General features: G+C 42.7%; 12 protein-coding genes. 3 read left to right on the plus strand and 9 right to left on the minus strand.

Annotated features, from left to right (window positions below):
• The 5 genes from NH153_RS00385 to NH153_RS00405 form a co-directional block, all read right to left on the minus strand.
• Positions 1 to 570 carry a Maf family protein gene (locus tag NH153_RS00385; RefSeq protein WP_063699884.1) on the minus strand — a complete coding sequence of 190 codons (570 nt, stop codon included), beginning with the start codon at positions 568 to 570 and terminating at the stop codon, positions 1 to 3.
• Positions 570 to 1,049 (minus strand): rod shape-determining protein MreD, encoded by a 480-nt coding sequence (mreD, locus tag NH153_RS00390; protein WP_054552785.1) that lies wholly within the window; start codon positions 1,047 to 1,049, stop codon positions 570 to 572. The genes NH153_RS00385 and mreD overlap by 1 nt, the downstream gene beginning before the upstream one ends.
• Complete coding sequence (gene mreC, locus NH153_RS00395) at positions 1,042 to 1,884, minus strand: rod shape-determining protein MreC (protein WP_054563354.1); 843 nt, start codon at positions 1,882 to 1,884, stop codon at positions 1,042 to 1,044. Before mreC ends, mreD begins: the two co-directional genes overlap by 8 nt.
• Positions 1,884 to 2,927, minus strand: coding sequence for a rod shape-determining protein (locus tag NH153_RS00400; protein WP_054552787.1), 1,044 nt, complete (start codon positions 2,925 to 2,927; stop codon positions 1,884 to 1,886). Before NH153_RS00400 ends, mreC begins: the two co-directional genes overlap by 1 nt.
• A gap of 132 nt (positions 2,928 to 3,059) precedes the next feature.
• A complete protein-coding gene (locus NH153_RS00405; protein WP_063699886.1) occupies positions 3,060 to 5,087 on the minus strand; it encodes an SUMF1/EgtB/PvdO family nonheme iron enzyme in 2,028 nt (675 codons plus the stop codon).
• 238 nt (positions 5,088 to 5,325) lie between these two features.
• On the opposite strand from NH153_RS00405, the gene NH153_RS00410 reads away from it, so the two are divergent.
• Positions 5,326 to 6,225: a 1-aminocyclopropane-1-carboxylate deaminase/D-cysteine desulfhydrase gene (locus NH153_RS00410; RefSeq protein WP_063699888.1), complete on the plus strand. Its 900-nt coding sequence runs from the start codon at positions 5,326 to 5,328 to the stop codon at positions 6,223 to 6,225.
• Here the strand turns inward: NH153_RS00410 and NH153_RS00415 are convergent.
• The 4 genes from NH153_RS00415 to NH153_RS00430 form a co-directional block, all read right to left on the minus strand.
• On the minus strand, positions 6,222 to 7,922 hold the full coding sequence (locus NH153_RS00415) for an EAL domain-containing protein (RefSeq protein WP_167350227.1): 1,701 nt from the start codon (positions 7,920 to 7,922) through the stop codon (positions 6,222 to 6,224). The two genes, NH153_RS00410 and NH153_RS00415, sit on opposite strands and share 4 nt — an antisense overlap.
• Positions 7,923 to 8,232: 310 nt before the next feature.
• A complete protein-coding gene (locus NH153_RS00420) occupies positions 8,233 to 10,143 on the minus strand; it encodes a methyl-accepting chemotaxis protein (protein ID WP_063699890.1) in 1,911 nt (636 codons plus the stop codon).
• A 232-nt stretch (positions 10,144 to 10,375) separates the two neighbouring features.
• Positions 10,376 to 11,062, minus strand: a complete 687-nt coding sequence (ssb, locus tag NH153_RS00425) for a single-stranded DNA-binding protein (RefSeq protein WP_063699892.1) — start codon at positions 11,060 to 11,062, stop codon at positions 10,376 to 10,378.
• 20 nt (positions 11,063 to 11,082) lie between these two features.
• Positions 11,083 to 12,450, minus strand: coding sequence for an MFS transporter (locus tag NH153_RS00430; protein WP_063699895.1), 1,368 nt, complete (start codon positions 12,448 to 12,450; stop codon positions 11,083 to 11,085).
• Between the two features lie 162 nt (positions 12,451 to 12,612).
• Here NH153_RS00430 and uvrA point away from each other — a divergent pair, with 162 nt between their 5' ends.
• Together uvrA and NH153_RS00440 are read left to right on the plus strand one after the other, a co-directional pair.
• Positions 12,613 to 15,432, plus strand: coding sequence for an excinuclease ABC subunit UvrA (gene uvrA, locus NH153_RS00435; RefSeq protein WP_063699897.1), 2,820 nt, complete (start codon positions 12,613 to 12,615; stop codon positions 15,430 to 15,432).
• Between the two features lie 11 nt (positions 15,433 to 15,443).
• Positions 15,444 to 16,499: a hypothetical protein gene (locus NH153_RS00440; RefSeq protein ID WP_063699900.1), complete on the plus strand. Its 1,056-nt coding sequence runs from the start codon at positions 15,444 to 15,446 to the stop codon at positions 16,497 to 16,499.
• The last annotated feature ends 220 nt before the right edge of the window (positions 16,500 to 16,719 follow it).

A 16,719-nucleotide genomic window follows, 5' to 3' on the forward strand; every position in this document is an offset into this window, starting at 1 on the left:
TTACCCTCTTAAAAATTCGTTTAATAACAGCTCTGTCTCATATAAAGGTAAGCCGACAACCGCAAAATAGCTACCCGAAATATGGCTAACGAAGCGCCCACCTAGGCCTTGTATACCATAACCACCGGCTTTATCTTGTGGCTCGCCACTGTGCCAGTAAGCATCAATTTCAGCATCACTAAGTGGCTTGAATGTAACATCGGTGATCACAAGACAACTTTTTACTTGCTCACTATCAGCAATTGCCACAGCCGTCATGACTTGATGAGTGCGGCCAGATAAGCGCTTCATGGTGGCGGTAAAATCAGTTTGGTCTAGCGGTTTACCAAGTGCAGTGTCATCAATGACAACCACGGTATCACTGCCAAGCACTGGACGGTCTGTGTAACCCATAGCAACGCCCGATTGTGCCTTGAGTCTGGCTAGGCGCTCTACATAATCACGAGGGGCTTCGTTTGGGAATTGGCTTTCATCAGCATCAACGCTAAATTGAGAAAACTCAACGCCAAGTTGGCTGAGCAACTCTTTTCGGCGCGGTGATGCAGACGCCAAATAAATTGCGGTTTGCATTATCTAATCCTGAAATGACGGCGATATTTACGCAAAATTAAGAATATCCACCACCAACAAAGCATGCCGGTTAGCACTGGCCACATATAATGCGGGCTAAAATAAACGCCCATTAAAAAGTGGTTTAGCCAAAATTGCATTAGGTGGTAAAGCGTTAAAAACAAAGCAATTAAAATGCTTTGCTGCCATAAAGAAAAGTTTCTAATTTTTTGGAAGTTACTCGCAGTGATAAATATACACACCGAATAAGTCAGTGAGTTCACACCGAGAGGCGAGCCAGAGGCAAGGTCCATCAATAACCCAACGACCCAAGCTGTGCCAATATTTAAACGATGCGGCACCGCTAACGACCAATACATTAAAACCATCAACACCCAATCTGGGCGGTATGGTTCAAACGAAATTGGTAACGGCATTAGTGCCATTACCAATGCAAAGAAGATACTGATAGCAATCAGCAAAGAGTGACGACTATTCATTGCTGATGCTCTCCTGCTGATTGCGCCACAGCACAACCAATAAGCGAATACGGTCAAGTTGCGCAATTGGCTCAGCATAAACTTGTGCGAATGGACGCCCTTCATCACGGTTAATTTCGGTCACCACGGCAACCGGATAACCTTCTGGGAAGGTGCCACCAAGACCAGACGTAACCAAGATATCGCCAATGCGAACATCAAGGCTATGCGGTACATGCGATAGCTTTACCACGTTGATTTTGCCAATGCCCTCAACCACGGTACGCACATCGTTACGTAAAATACGCACAGGTGTGGCGTGGGTTGTATCAGTCATCAGCAGTACGCGAGAAGTCGTCGACCCGACTTGGGTGATTTGCCCCACTACCCCCATTTCATCAATCACTGCTTGGCCTTCACTTAGACCATCCGTTGTACCACGGTTAATAACCACTTGGTGGCTATACGGGTTTGAATGAACAGAGAGGACTTGTGCAATGATTTTACGATTTGATTGCTTAGCCGATGAACCGAGTAAAGCGCGTAATTTATCGTTTTCACGAGATAAAAATGACAGTTGTTGTAGTTGTTCGCTTTGTAATAACTGCTTCTTTTTTAACGCTTCATTTTCGGTTAATAGCTGTTCGCGGGTATGCAGATTCTTCGCGCCAATACTAAATAGCTCATACGGCAAATTGGCAAGATAAATAAGTGGGCTAACTAGGGTATTTAGACTGGTGCGAATTGTTGTACCACCTTGAGTGTAGCGATCGCCCACGATCAACACGACACTCAAAAGCACTGCGACAAAAAGTCGCAGCTGCAAAGAGATGGTACGACCAAACAGTAACTTCATTAGTCGTAACTAAATACGTCACCACCGTGCATATCAATCATTTCTAATGCCTTACCGCCGCCACGCGCAACACAGGTTAATGGATCATCAGCAACCACAACCGGAATACCTGTTTCTTCCATTAATAGACGGTCTAGGTCTTTTAATAATGCACCACCACCGGTTAATACCATACCGTGTGCAGAGATATCAGATGCAAGCTCTGGCGGAGACTGCTCAAGAGCAACCATTACCGCGCTCACAATCCCCATTAATGGCTCTTGTAGTGCTTCTAAGATTTCGTGTGAGTTCAGCGTGAATGAACGCGGTACACCTTCGGCTAGGTTACGACCACGTACTTCAATTTCAATTGGCTCATCTGTTTTGAAAGCCGAACCGATTTGGTGCTTGATGTTTTCAGCAGTTGCTTCACCAATTAAGCTACCAAAGTTACGGCGTACATAGTTGATGATAGCTTCATCAAATTTGTCACCACCAATGCGTACAGATGAAGAGTAAACCACACCATTTAATGAGATAATAGCAACTTCAGTTGTACCACCACCGATATCAACAACCATTGAACCGGTTGCTTCAGATACAGGCAAACCTGCACCGATAGCCGCAGCCATTGGCTCTTCGATTAGATATACTTCACGAGCACCTGCACCCATTGCAGACTCACGAATAGCACGTTTTTCTACTTGTGTTGCACCACAAGGCACACAAATAAGAACACGCGGGCTTGGGCGCATAAAGTTGTTGTTATGCACTTGCTTGATGAAGTGTTGTAGCATTTTTTCGGTCACGTAGAAATCAGCAATAACGCCGTCTTTCATTGGACGAATCGCTTTAATGTTACCCGGAGTACGACCTAACATTTGCTTAGCTTCGGTACCTACAGATGCTACGCTCTTAGGGCCACCAGCACGCTCTTGACGAATAGCAACAACTGAAGGCTCGTTTAATACGATACCTTCTTCTTTTACATAAATTAGGGTATTGGCTGTACCCAAGTCGATCGATAGATCGTTTGAAAAAATACCACGGAGTTTTTTAAACATGAGGCTGGATGACCTTTGAAAATTCGTTCTTATACTAGCTGCTCTCACTCTATCATGCTAATCATGAAAAAGCGCAACTGCTTTAATTAAATTGCTAAAAAAGGAAGCATCCATTGCTTCCTTTTTAAATTCTTATCGTTCGCGTACTAAACGGAAACCGATATAGTTTGCACGAAAATCTGGCGCTAAGATTAAGCGCGTTGAAACGCGTGCTAGGCTAGGAGCAAAATTCCATGCACCGCCTCGAACAGCCACATCAGACTGTCCTGACTTTTTGTTAGTCCATTCCCACACATTACCTACTGTATCGTATAGGCCAAATGCGTTAGGAGAAAACGACCCTGTTGGTGCTGCGCTCTTGTTTGACCATTCGCTACCACACCAGCCACAGTTCGCTAGATTCTTACCAATTTCGTTACCCCAAGGGTATTCAGTTTCTTTACCTGCACGTGCAGCGTATTCCCACTCAACCTCGTTTGGTAAACGAAATAGCTGACCTGTTTGACCCGATAACCAATCTGCATACGCTTTGGCATCGTTATAAGTTAAACAAACCGCCGGAAAATCACTTTCTTGATCAAAGCCTGGGTTACGCCAGTTTAGAGTTGCTTCCCATACTGGTTCACCATTTAAGTAATACGCACAGCCGCGATCTTTTTCTGCTTCTGTTTTGTAGCCTGTATTCGCAACGAATTGCTCATACTCACCAACGCTCACTTCTTTGCTTTGCATTGCAAATGAACTTGCAATCGTTTTTTCTACTACTGGGCGCTCATTCGCTAAACCATTACCGTTAATATCACCCATTTTAAATTTACCAGCAGGGATAACCACAATGCTGGCAGAACTGGTTTTACTAACAATACTCGCAACAGGTGCTGTGACTGGTTGCTCTGGTACCGCAGTCACTTCTGCAACAACAGGTTCAGGCACTTTTACTAGGTTTGCATTAATGGTTTGTGCTTTACGCAGATCAATTCGCGCTTTGTAGCTTTTATAGCCACGTTTGCGAATTTCAATATCATGAAAACCTTTTGGTAATGATGTCGTTAACCTAGTTGCGCCATAGCTCACACCATCAATAAACACTTCGTCATCATAAACATTTGAGCGCAGTGTTATTTCAACCATTTTAGATTTTTTTAGATCAGGTAATGGTTCAACCTTTACTGGCTTTTTTACAGAGTAATCGCTTACTGGTTGTTCGCTCATACGCGAAACCGATACCACCTGGCTATTATCCTGAGAGTCACTGAATGTTAACTGACTATCAGAATATGTGGTGCCGTAGTTTGGCTGAAAGTTACCTGCCAGTGGCGAGCCATAATCTGCACAAAAACGGTTATCTAAATTAAGTAAGCTGCATAAACGGCTGCTGTTTACGTCACCGCGCATCGTCACACTTAAGTTAACGTTGTAGTTACCTTGGCCACTGAAAGCACTGTTCACTACATGACTACTTAAAATCTTAACTTGTGCACCAGCAAGGTTACGTTTTGGTTCAACTAAACGCTCTTCAGTTAAGTTAGCAAAAATTTGGTCTACAAAACGTTTAGTGGCTTTTTGTAAGCCCATTTGCTGACCACGCTGCTCACAGGCAGCAAGTGTTTCGGTGCGCTTACAGTTAATTGTGTGATTAACCTCTAACGTACCTTCACGCGTAAACTCATTACGTAAACGTTCAACACGTGCCGTTGCTAACTGCTCTTTTAAACTTTCTAAGGTGTTTAACTGGGTATGCTTTGATACACGAATTTGCTCGATATCTTTTCTATGCGAAGCAATTGCCGCCAATTGCATCGAAATATCATCTTTGTTTTGTTTATGATCAACCACCGCTTTTTGATAACGCGATTGTGCATTACTGATATCAAGCGTTGGGTCATCAATCAGTCGGCGATACATCTCGTTCATTGCATCTAGCGCTTGATTCTTTTCTTTGTCTAGCTCTGTTGAGCGGGCGCGCAATAATTCGAGTTGTTTTTGTAACTGACTTTCTTCTTTTAGGTGTTTTTCGAGGATTAGGGTCGAGTTATCGTATTCGGCTTGTTTTTTACTGATCTCTGATTCAATGCCAGTTACCGTAGCAGTATCTTGTGCAAATGCACTAGTTGCTAGCAAACTAACTGAAATTAACAGAGATAAAGGAGCAATTCGCATATATTCCATTCCCAAAAAGCGGCAATTATTTGGTCATTATTATTTTTTTATAATTAAACTCTTATGCTATGTACTTGCAAGGCAAAACACAAGCTTTGTTCAATTATTATCTGAGTTTACCTCTATTACCTTAGTTGATGCCAGTAAATAACAAAATCATTTTAGTTTAATTGACTAATTTCTATCTGTATGACGACTTTGCTACAATTAGGCGTGTTTTTTTACTAAAAATGATGCCGTGAATAGTTCTTTTGAGTCACCAGTACAAACAATTCATCACCCCTTATTAGCTGCGCGTAAAATTCAGCTTAGCATCAAGCGGGATGATCTAATTCATCCGCAAATTAGTGGTAATAAATGGCGTAAGCTCAAATTTAACTTAGATGCGATGCAGCAACAGGGTAAATCTGAATTACTCACTTTTGGGGGGGCATTTTCAAATCATATTCATGCCACAGCGACAGCGGGTAAACTATTTGGCTTTAAAACCCACGGTATTATTCGCGGCCCAGAGCTAGACGAAGCCAACCCAACACTCCACTACGCAAAGCAATGCGGTATGAGCTTACACCCGGTTAACCGTATAACTTACCGACTAAGGCACGACCAAGCTTATTTAGCGCAGTTACAAGCGCAATTCCCCAATGCTTACATATTGCCAGAAGGCGGCACTAACGCTGCTGCGCTTTTAGGCTGCAAAGAATTAGCGCAAAGCTTGCCAAGTTGTGACGTGATTGCTTGCCCAACCGGTAGTGGCGGCACATTAGCGGGGTTAATTGAAGGCGCACCGCAGCATACAAAGCTGTTAGGTGTCGCAGTGTTAAAGCAAGCGGACTATTTAATAGAAGAAATTAAGCTGCTCAGCAATAAAGCTAAACAACAACAAAACTGGCAACTGTTATGTGATTTTCATGATGGCGGCTACGGAAAATTTAGCGATGATTTATGGCAGTTTTGCCAAACCTTTAGCAAGCAACACGCAATCCCTCTTGAACCTATTTACAGCGGTAAAATGCTCTATGCCGTATGGCAACTTATAGAGCAAGGTTACTTTGCTGAAAGAACGCACATCATTGCGGTTCATACTGGCGGACTACAGGGGTTAGATGGCTTGAAATACCGAGGCCTCATTGACTAACTATAAGGCGTAATATCCGCCAATTTTTGTAATGGCTCGGCAAAGTAAAAACCTTGAGCTGCAATGACACCTAGGTTTTTTAAAGTCGCTAGCTCGTTCTGAGTTTCTACTCCAACTGCATAAACAGGAAAGTTTAACTCAGTGCCTTTGTTGATTATCTGCTTAACCATCTTTTGCTGCTGCGTGTTGGTGTCAATATTGTGGATCAGCTCAAAAGCCAACTTAATACTGCATACATTTTTAATATCTTTGTAGGTCGCTAAATGCTCAGCAGTGCGCACATTATCAATGACAATGCCTGCCGACAGTTTTTCTAAACACTCGAACTGCTCACTGAGCTTTTTGTGCTGTTTTAAATAATCGTCTTCGCTGAGTTCAAACTGCAGTTTTTCTGCACTATTAAAATCGACCATTTGTTGTTTAAACCATTCCCAAAACTCGTCATTAAACCAATTCATTGCGTGCAAGTTTATACTCACAGTCAACGGGCCTGATTCGTTTTTCAGCATTTTCTTCACTTGAGAAATGACAGTTTGGTCCAATAACAAGACATCTTTTTTACTGCTCATATGAGGAATAAAATGCCGAGCCGCAAGCAAGCCTAAGCTCTTGTGACGAATACGGATCAACGCCTCATGCTGTAAAATATCGCCGGTTTGTAAGTCGAACAAAGGTTGAAAAAACAACATAAAGTGCTTTTTCTTTATGTACTCAAAAAGGTGTTCTTTACTATCTGCGAGCATACTTGACTGCGTATGCCCAAAAGGCAAGCGATGAATATGCTGCCAAGCGCTTTGTTTAGCCAGTGCTAATGCCGATTTAGTAAGCTGATAAACTACCGCCTGATCAGCTCCCGTACGGTAATTACACACGCCTATTTTAATATCCGATCGCGACAAGTCACTACGGTAGTTTAAACAGGCTTGATAAATAACCTGATGTAATCGCTTGGTGTATTTATCAACTTCTGTGGCAGGCACATTGTTTAATGTCACAGCAACGCCACCCGATGGCAGTAATTTAACAGAGCGATTTACTAGCTCACCAAATCCCTTTGCTATGACTAATTTAAAGTAATTATCAACGTCGAGATTAGCAGGAAATGGATTTTTCCAAAAAAACAGTGCAAACAAATGATTGTAGTTAGTTGGCACACCATACAAAATATTTAAATCTTGATGACCTAAAGGTTTTGGTGGGGCTATTTTCTTTGCCGCCAACTGAGTGCCCAAAGGCTCAAATGGTTTAATAACTGGTTTTTCAACCACCGCTAACTGCTTGAACATTTTTTTCCACCAGCGGAAACCCCAATACCCAGTGCCAAGCAATATTAGATTCAAGAACAAAAATAAGTGACTTTCAACCAGCCAAGAAGGCCAATGAAACAAGCGCAGATTAACCGTTTTATAGCTAAACACCTCTTGCTCAAGGTTAATAAAATTTGCAAAGTTATGTGGCACATCACTGGCACTCATTGCAAAGCCTTGGCTCTTTACCAAGGTCGCAATAATATCTTGCGAAGCAATCGGGTCGAGATTTAATTCATACACTTGCTTTGCAAGCTCAGTACCTGTGCGATGAACTTTATCGTGCAACACATCACTTAAGAAAATATTAAAAACAACTAATAGCAAAAACGCGGCCGCCACATAAATGGCCTCCGGTTGCTTTATTTGTGAAGTTAAGTCTCGTTTCATTTCACATGTTAGTTGCTCAAACATACACAAAGTGTTGTTCAAGAACCCCATAAATACAAGGCTGCAGGGCGATTAAAAGCAATTTCAGAATTATCCTAGAACTAACGCTGTCAAAAGTTTTGTAATTTTAAACACCTAGCAAAAAGGGTTAATGATTATTATTTTGTAACCAGCAAAGCCCACCTTAAAGGAGTAGCAACAAAGTTTGAGTTATTAATAAAGCCAACACATGGGCTGGCTTTAAATCTTACCAATTACTTTCAGAGGGATATTAATAATACTGACGCAGCAGTTCAGTTAGTCTTGCTTTCTAATTAACTTTGAACATATTGACGGCATTAGAGGTTCTTTGTTGGGCATTTTCTAAATCAACGATAAGCTTTGAAAGTAACGTTAATTCATTTTGCACATCATGCATATTTGCCGTTATATCCTGACTTGCTTTGCTTGCTTCTTCAGCAAGTTGGCTTTGCAATTCAATCGCGTCTGACACCGTGTTTGTTTGCCTGCTCACATCGCTGATATTGTCAGTTAAAATATCAATGTTTGTTAACGCTTTCTCGCTATTATCACTGACCATTTGCGTTGATTCAGAGGTATTTTCCATGTACACCTGCAACTGCTGAACTTGCTGTTTTATATCATCTAATACAGAAGATATTTCAGATGTTGAGGCCTGACTGCGTGTAGCTAGACCACGCACTTCATCAGCAACCACTGCAAAGCCACGGCCTTGCTCTCCTGCCCTAGCAGCCTCTATTGCTGCATTAAGAGCCAGTAAATTAGTCTGTTCTGCAATGCTCGAAATCGTATCAAGCACAGATTGAATACTATTAGTCTTGGCACTTAAGGCATCCGATTGCTCATGCGCTTGCTGGATCAAATCTGACAACGAACTAATACTTGCTTTATTCTTGCCAATAATTTGCTTGGTGCTTGCGGATAAATCATTGGCTTTTGTGGTGTTTTTAGAACTCTCTTCCGCAGATACCGCGATTTGTTCAATCTGGCTATATAACCTTGTGAAGTTATCGTGCAACGTTGTCGTTGTTGAGTTGATATTTTCAACACGTACAGACAGCTCTTTAGCAAACGAGATTAACGACTTAACACTGGATTCACTGGTGTTATTTGCTTGCTGAACTTGCCTAATTAAATCAGTAAGCGCATCGACAAGTTCATCAACACTTCTGGAAATTGCACCAATTTCATCACTTGAATTATCGTTAATTCTTACTCCCAAATCATGGCTCGTGGCGATGTTACCAATAACATCTCGTACTCTCGTTACTTTTCTAGCCAGCGACTTAATAACGAATAATCCAAACGCGAGGAACAAACCTATAAGAACAATGGCAAAACCAGTTGTGGCATATACCGCTGTATGTGCACTACTGCGACCGTGCTCTATGAGCGCTTCTAGGTTTTGCTGCTTTTGCAGAATATGCTTGCGGATCTTGCCTATTAACTCGGTCGACTGAGCAAACCAATCTGCTGGTGCTGGATAGTTTTGGGCTAATTCGCCGCTTTCTTGGTTAAGTTTTTCAACAATGCTTTTTACATCTTGATAAGTTTGCGAGTTAGTCAATTCTGCTAACCACTTTTGATCCGCTTCATCTGTAAGTGTTAAAGAAAGCAGAAACAAGGTTTCTTCAATGTTGTGAAAATAGCTTCTGATAAGCACTTGATTACTTTCAGAAATAGACTTGGAAGATAAAACGCCATTCACTTTACCTCTCACCTGCCCCAATCTTTCCTTTAATAAAGACATTTCGACTATCGCAAGACCAGACGCAATCGCTTCACTTTGTTTGACCTGCGAAACGCGTCGGTTAGCCACATCAAGCATGAACTTGTTTGAATCTGAATAAACAACAAATGCATGTTGACCTTGTTGCTTATCGACGCTCTCCCTAAGCGTTGTGATCACTTCATGTTTCGCCAATACAGCTTTGAATAATGTTGATGAAAGCTTTTGTTCTTGGGTATAGCGAGCAAATTTATTAAACGCTTTATCGACTACTGAACGCTGCTGAGCAACACGCTCTTTATTTTGACTGTAGCCCGAACCGATAAGACCAGCCGTTAACCCCCGTTCAACTGCCGTTTCGTGAGCTATCTCATCAACCATCAAAGCTTCACGTATAAATACAGCATCCTTCTCAACGGTGCTTTTTCTAGTAAGTGACTCATTAATAACAGTATAAGAAGCTGCAATCATGACAACCAAAGCAAAAGCGATAACCGCTGCTAGCGCCTGTTGAAAACTTATCTTCCTTAAAAATTGCATAGTTAATAGAAAAGTAGTGGGTTAGGGTTTTATAAATTTAGACCAGGTTTTAAATATAGCCAATTCGGACTACCAGCTTACCTTTAGATTCTCACACATAAAAAAGCCCCGCTAATGCGGGGCTTCTTAAAAACTAATTATTCAGCTTTTGTTATGTCACCAATTAGAACGGGATATCGTCGTCAAAGTCGATAGGTGGTTCCATTGGGTTTGATGCGCCGCCTTGTGGTGCATTTTGTGGCTTAGGTGCAAAACCGCCTTGTTGAGGCGCACTGTTTTGCTGCTGACCATAGCCGCCACCGTATTGGTTATTGCTTTGCTGAGGTGCAGATTGTTGCTGCGGGCGCTGTTGTTGCGCAGGTGCAGACTGCTGCTGTGGCGCATAGCTATTATTGTTGCTTTGCTGCATTTGCTGGCCAGAACCGTAGCCGCTACTTTGTTGTTGGCCACCTTGGTAACCGCCTTGTGATTGACCACCTTGATAGCCGCCACCTTGCTGCTCACCACGACCGCCTAACATTTGCATTTGACCGCCCATGTCTACCACGATTTCTGTAGTGAATTTTTCTTGGCCTGATTGATCAGTCCATTTACGTGTTTGTAGGCGACCTTCAATGTAAACTTGTGAACCTTTACGAAGATACTCACCAGCAACTTCTGCTAGTTTGCCAAACAACACAACACGGTGCCATTCAGTACGCTCTTGCATTTGCCCTGTGTTTTTATCTTTCCAGCTATCTGTCGTAGCAATGCTGATATTCGCTACGCCATTGCCATTAGGCATATAACGTACTTCTGGATCTTGGCCTAAATTACCAACCAAGATAACTTTGTTCACACCGCGTGCCATGGAACTTCTCCTATAAAACGTTAGATTAAACCAGCCACTTTGCGTGCTTGGTCTAGGTCAAATTCTTTATCATTAATCTTTAAATAGCTGCGATTTTCATCACAGACAACCGTTGCTTCAATTACGCCCGGTAAAGCAACAAGACGAGAAGCAAGCGCTTGTGCCTGCTGCTCTGAACTTAATTCAGTCATTAAGCTAATTATTTTACTTCTTGGTGGGACTTGCATATTCCAAGCAAGGATAAGCCATATTACCCCAACAAGTGCCGCCGCCGCAAACACTGCTTGCGCACTTAATGCTTGAGCAACGTAACCTCCTAATAAACCACCTAAAAAGGCACCAAAAAACTGTGTTGATGAAAATACGCCCATCGCAGAGCCTTTCTGGTTTGCAGGAGCAATACGTGACACAAGTGCAGGCATGGTTGCTTCTAAAAAGTTAAAAGCAATAAAGTAAACCAGCATACAAATACCAATACCAATCACTGAATCAACCCATAACGACATTGCTAGCATGCTTAAAACAAGCAGCGCGATTGAGCCAATAAACGCTTGTTTTTCTTTTTCTTTACGAATCGCCACAATCATCATAGGCGCCATTAAGAAAAACGCTAAAAACAGCACAGGAATATATAAATACCAATGGTGGTCTGCAACTAAGCCATCTTTGATAAGCTGGCCTGGTAAGGCGACAAATACAGTGGTTAATGTCAGGTGCAGCAGCATTACACCAAAATCAAGGCGTGCTAATTGCGGGTGTTTAATCAGTTGTTTAATGTCATCTAAAGTAGCAAGCGTATCCCCTTTTGGGGCTTTACTTACCGCATTAGGAACTAAAAATAACACGATTAGAATACCTAAAATGGCAAGCCCTGCGGTAAGCCAAAATACCCCAGCGACTCCCCACGATGCAGCAACAATTGGCCCAAGTAACATAGCAACAGCAAAGCTCATACCAATACACATACCAATCACGGCCATAACTTTCGGACGTTGCTCATCACGGCTTAAATCAGAAGCAAGTGCCAATAAGGCACTGGCAATCGCCCCCATGCCTTGAAGTGCACGCCCTAGCGTAACCATTTGAACAGACTCAGCAGTTGCCGCAATCACTGAACCAAGAGCAAACATACAAAGGCCACCAATAATCACTTTTTTGCGGCCAATTTTATCAGACAACCACCCCATCGGTATTTGTAACACCGCTTGCGTTAAACCGTAGGCACCAATAGCAAAGCCAATCCAAAGCGGCGAAAAACCTTCTAGTTGCTGACCATAAATCGCCAATACTGGCATCAGCATAAATAGGCCAAGCATACGGAATGCAAAGACGCTCGCCAACGAAACGGCAGCGCGTTTTTCTCGAGAGTTGAGTGAAGATGCTGTCATGAATTACTGATCTTGCTGTCTATTAAAATTTGAGCGTGGATTCTACCACAAGCGAAAACTAAATAATCACCTGTAAGCGATGATTTTTTCTTTGATCAAGGATTAATCTTATCGCGTATTATGAGATACTGAAAAAATAATTAGGTAATAAAACGAGATAGCATGGAAAACATTGAAGTCCGAGGCGCCCGTACGCACAATTTAAAAGACATCAGCCTAACCATTCCCCGTGATAAGCTGATAGTTATCACTGGCCTATCTGGTTCAGGGAAATCGTCTTTAGCGTTTGATACTTTGTACGCAGAAGGGCAACGTCGTTATGTTGAATCATTGTCAGCGTATGCAAGACAGTTCTTATCGCTGATGGAAAAACCCGATGTTGATCACATTGAAGGTTTATCACCTGCTATCTCTATTGAGCAGAAATCGACGTCGCATAACCCGCGTTCAACGGTCGGTACCATCACCGAAATATACGATTACCTACGTTTATTATTTGCCCGTGTCGGTGAGCCTCGCTGCCCTACTCACGATTTACCGCTTGCAGCACAAACGATCAGCCAAATGGTCGATACCGTTTTAGCGCTTCCTGAAGGAAGTAAGCTAATGTTGTTAGCACCGGTGGTAAAAGACCGTAAAGGTGAGCATGTTAAGCTGCTTGAGCAACTAGCAAGCCAAGGTTTTATTCGTGCACGTATCGATGGCGAAGTCTGTGACTTATCAGATCCACCGACCCTTGAGCTTCATAAAAAGCATACGATTGAAGTTGTGGTTGACCGCTTTAAAGTTAAAGATGGCCAACAACAGCGTTTAGCTGAATCATTCGAAACAGCCCTTGAGCTTTCATCTGGTATTGCCCATGTAGCGGCAATGGACGATTCACTCAGCGAAGACATGCTGTTTTCTGCTAATTTTGCCTGCCCAACGTGTGGCTATGCAATGAGTGAACTTGAGCCGCGTTTATTCTCGTTTAACAACCCTGCGGGTGCGTGTCAAAGCTGTGATGGTTTAGGTGTGCGTCAGTATTTTGATCCAAACCGTGTTGTGCAAAATCCTGAGCTAAGCCTATCGGGTGGTGCAATTAAAGGTTGGGACAAACGTAGCTTTTATTACTTCCAAATGCTGCAAGCTGTCGCTGAGCATTATAAGTTTGACCTAGAAGTGCCTTTCCAAGAACTTGGTAAAGATGCGCAAAAGGTGATTCTTGAAGGTTCAGGTAAAACTAAAATTGCCTTTAATTACCGTAACGACCGTGGTGATTTAATTACGCGTAACCATGAGTTTGAAGGCGTTTTAAATAATATGAATCGCCGCTACCGTGAAACAGAGTCAAACTCAGTGCGCGAAGAGCTCGCAAAATACCAAACAAGCCAAGCGTGCCCGAGCTGTCATGGCTCTCGATTACGCGAAGAAGCTCGCCATGTATTTATAGGCCAAACCAATCTACCAGCAATCACCACGATGAGTATTGGTGAAAGCATGGCATTTTTTGATGGTTTAAATCTAACAGGCCAGCGCGCCCAAATTGCCGATAAGATCCTTAAAGAAATTCGTGACCGTTTATCTTTCCTCATTAATGTAGGTCTCAATTATTTATCGCTTGAGCGAAGTGCCGACACCCTGTCTGGCGGTGAAGCGCAGCGTATTCGTTTAGCAAGTCAAATTGGTGCAGGTCTAGTTGGTGTAATGTATGTACTGGATGAACCATCAATTGGTTTGCACCAACGCGATAACGACCGCTTACTAAAAACCCTTATTCACTTACGTGATTTAGGCAACACCGTCATTGTGGTTGAGCATGACGAAGATGCCATTCGTGCTGCGGATCATATTATCGATATCGGCCCAGGTGCCGGTGTTCATGGCGGTCATGTTATTGCACAAGGTACCCATGACGATATTCTTGCCAGCAAAGATTCAATCACGGGTCAGTACCTTTCTGGTGAGAAGAAAATTGAAGTACCAGCGACTCGCCATCAAACCAACGACAAATGGCTTGAGCTATTTGGTGCCACAGGTAACAATTTAAAGAACGTTGATTTACGTATTCCATTTGGCTTAATGACCTGTATCACCGGTGTGTCAGGCTCAGGTAAATCAACACTTATCAACGACACTTTATTTAAACTGGCTCATACCGAGTTAAATGGCGCAACGACCGCTGAAGCGGCCCCGTACAAGTCAATCAAGGGCCTAGATCATTTTGATAAAGTGATTGATATTGACCAAAGCCCTATTGGCCGTACTCCGCGCTCAAACCCTGCCACTTACACCGGTATTTTTACTGGTATTCGTGAGCTATTTGCAGGCACTCAAGAAGCCCGTTCGCGTGGCTATAAAGTCGGTCGCTTTAGCTTTAACGTTAAAGGTGGCCGTTGTGAGGCTTGCCAAGGCGATGGGGTGATCAAGGTAGAAATGCACTTTTTACCTGATGTGTATGTACCTTGTGATGTGTGTAAAGGTCAGCGCTACAATCGCGAAACCCTCGAAGTACAGTACAAAGGTAAAAACATTCACCAAGTACTCGAAATGACCGTTGAAGATGCCCGTGACTATTTTGATAAAATTCCGGCCATTGCACGTAAACTGCAAACTTTAATGGATGTTGGCTTGTCGTATATTCGCTTAGGTCAAGCTGCTACTACCCTCTCGGGTGGTGAAGCACAGCGTGTGAAACTGGCTCGCGAACTTTCAAAGCGCGATACCGGTAAAACGCTATATATCCTTGATGAACCAACTACAGGTTTACACTTTGCTGATATTCAGCAATTATTAGTAGTACTGCACCGCTTACGCGATCATGGTAATACCATTGTTGTTATTGAGCATAACCTTGATGTGATTAAAACTGCTGACTGGATTGTCGATTTAGGCCCAGAAGGTGGTTCAGGCGGTGGTGAAATTTTAATTTCTGGTACACCTGAAGACGTCGCCGATTGTGAGCGCTCACACACGGGAAGATACTTAAAACCATTACTATAAAAGGATATTGCGTGCGTAGGTATTTAAAAATTGCAAAATGGCGCGCTAATAAACAGTTTCAACAACAGCAACGTAGCTGGCAGCCTCATAAAACAAGGCTGGTTGAACGATTACAAGCCATTTGGTTTAACTTAAGTACCGCACAAAAGCTCTACCTTTTAGCATTAAGCAGCCTGATTGTTCTGCAATCGGGCTGGCTAAGTGCCACCATCACTATCATTGCGCTTGTTATTGAGTTTTGGCCCAAGTTTAACCAGCTTTGGCACTCTCTTGCTGGCAAAGCACTGATTTTAATTTTCTATGCCAGTATCGCTAATTTTGTCTTGGCCGGTGCGAGCGGCATAGTTAATGATGTGACTCATGTCTCTTCCAGTCATTTTAACTACACACATAACTTTGCTACCCTGTTGTATTTACCACCCTGGGCAATGGGAGTAACCCTAGGTACTTTATTGTTATTTCAACTTTTTTTGCCTTTCTACATTTTTATCTTGTTGCTGATAAAGCCATTCGGCTCTGAGCGAGTTAAATTTATTAGTCAAAGCTATTCGCCGCTGTTAACCGCTATTGTGCGCTTTGTTTTAGCGTCAGTCGTCTTTATTAACCTGATTTCGTTTCTTGATGATAAGCCCCCTGAAGAAGTGCTCGACAACATGGTCAGTACCTTTCTCGATAGCAAAGTCATTGCCAAAGAATCCGGTGAAGAGCAGCAAAAAGCGGTCGAAGAACTCGGTGAAAAGCTCGAGCAACAACTGCCTGAAAATAAAGAAAGCTCAGCTCCAAGCCAAGACGTAGATATAAAAGGTGACAGCGAAACCGCCGAAAACCTTCGCCAATTTTTAGATACCAAAGGTTACTTTGAACGCAGCAAACGTTTAATTGCGATGTTTGCTTACAGCTTTGAAGCCGATAGTTATTCACGCTGTTTAAAAGCAGAAAACAGTAAAGCCGTTGAGCTGAATGATTACGAAATAGTACAAGTAACTCCTGATCACAATGCCGAATATGGCTATCGATTTGAAGTGATTGCGTGTGACTCACCTGGTGTCACTCCAGTAGCAAAGTAACGCAGCAATCAATACTACTCGCTTGGCTTACTGCGCTTTTCTCTAATGACATGAAATATGGAATGCCCAATAAAGCCAAAAAACTAAGGCGATTACTAAGTTGGGTATAAAAATAAGCAGCATTGTTGCGTCATAGCCGACCTTTGCGAGGCTGCGCAAAGGCTACCAATAATAAGCTCAGTTAAAATTAGTTCCCTTCTAATGAGCTATTCGCAGCTAC

The organism is Pseudoalteromonas gelatinilytica, from assembly GCF_001641615.1.
Taxonomy (GTDB): domain Bacteria; phylum Pseudomonadota; class Gammaproteobacteria; order Enterobacterales; family Alteromonadaceae; genus Pseudoalteromonas; species Pseudoalteromonas gelatinilytica.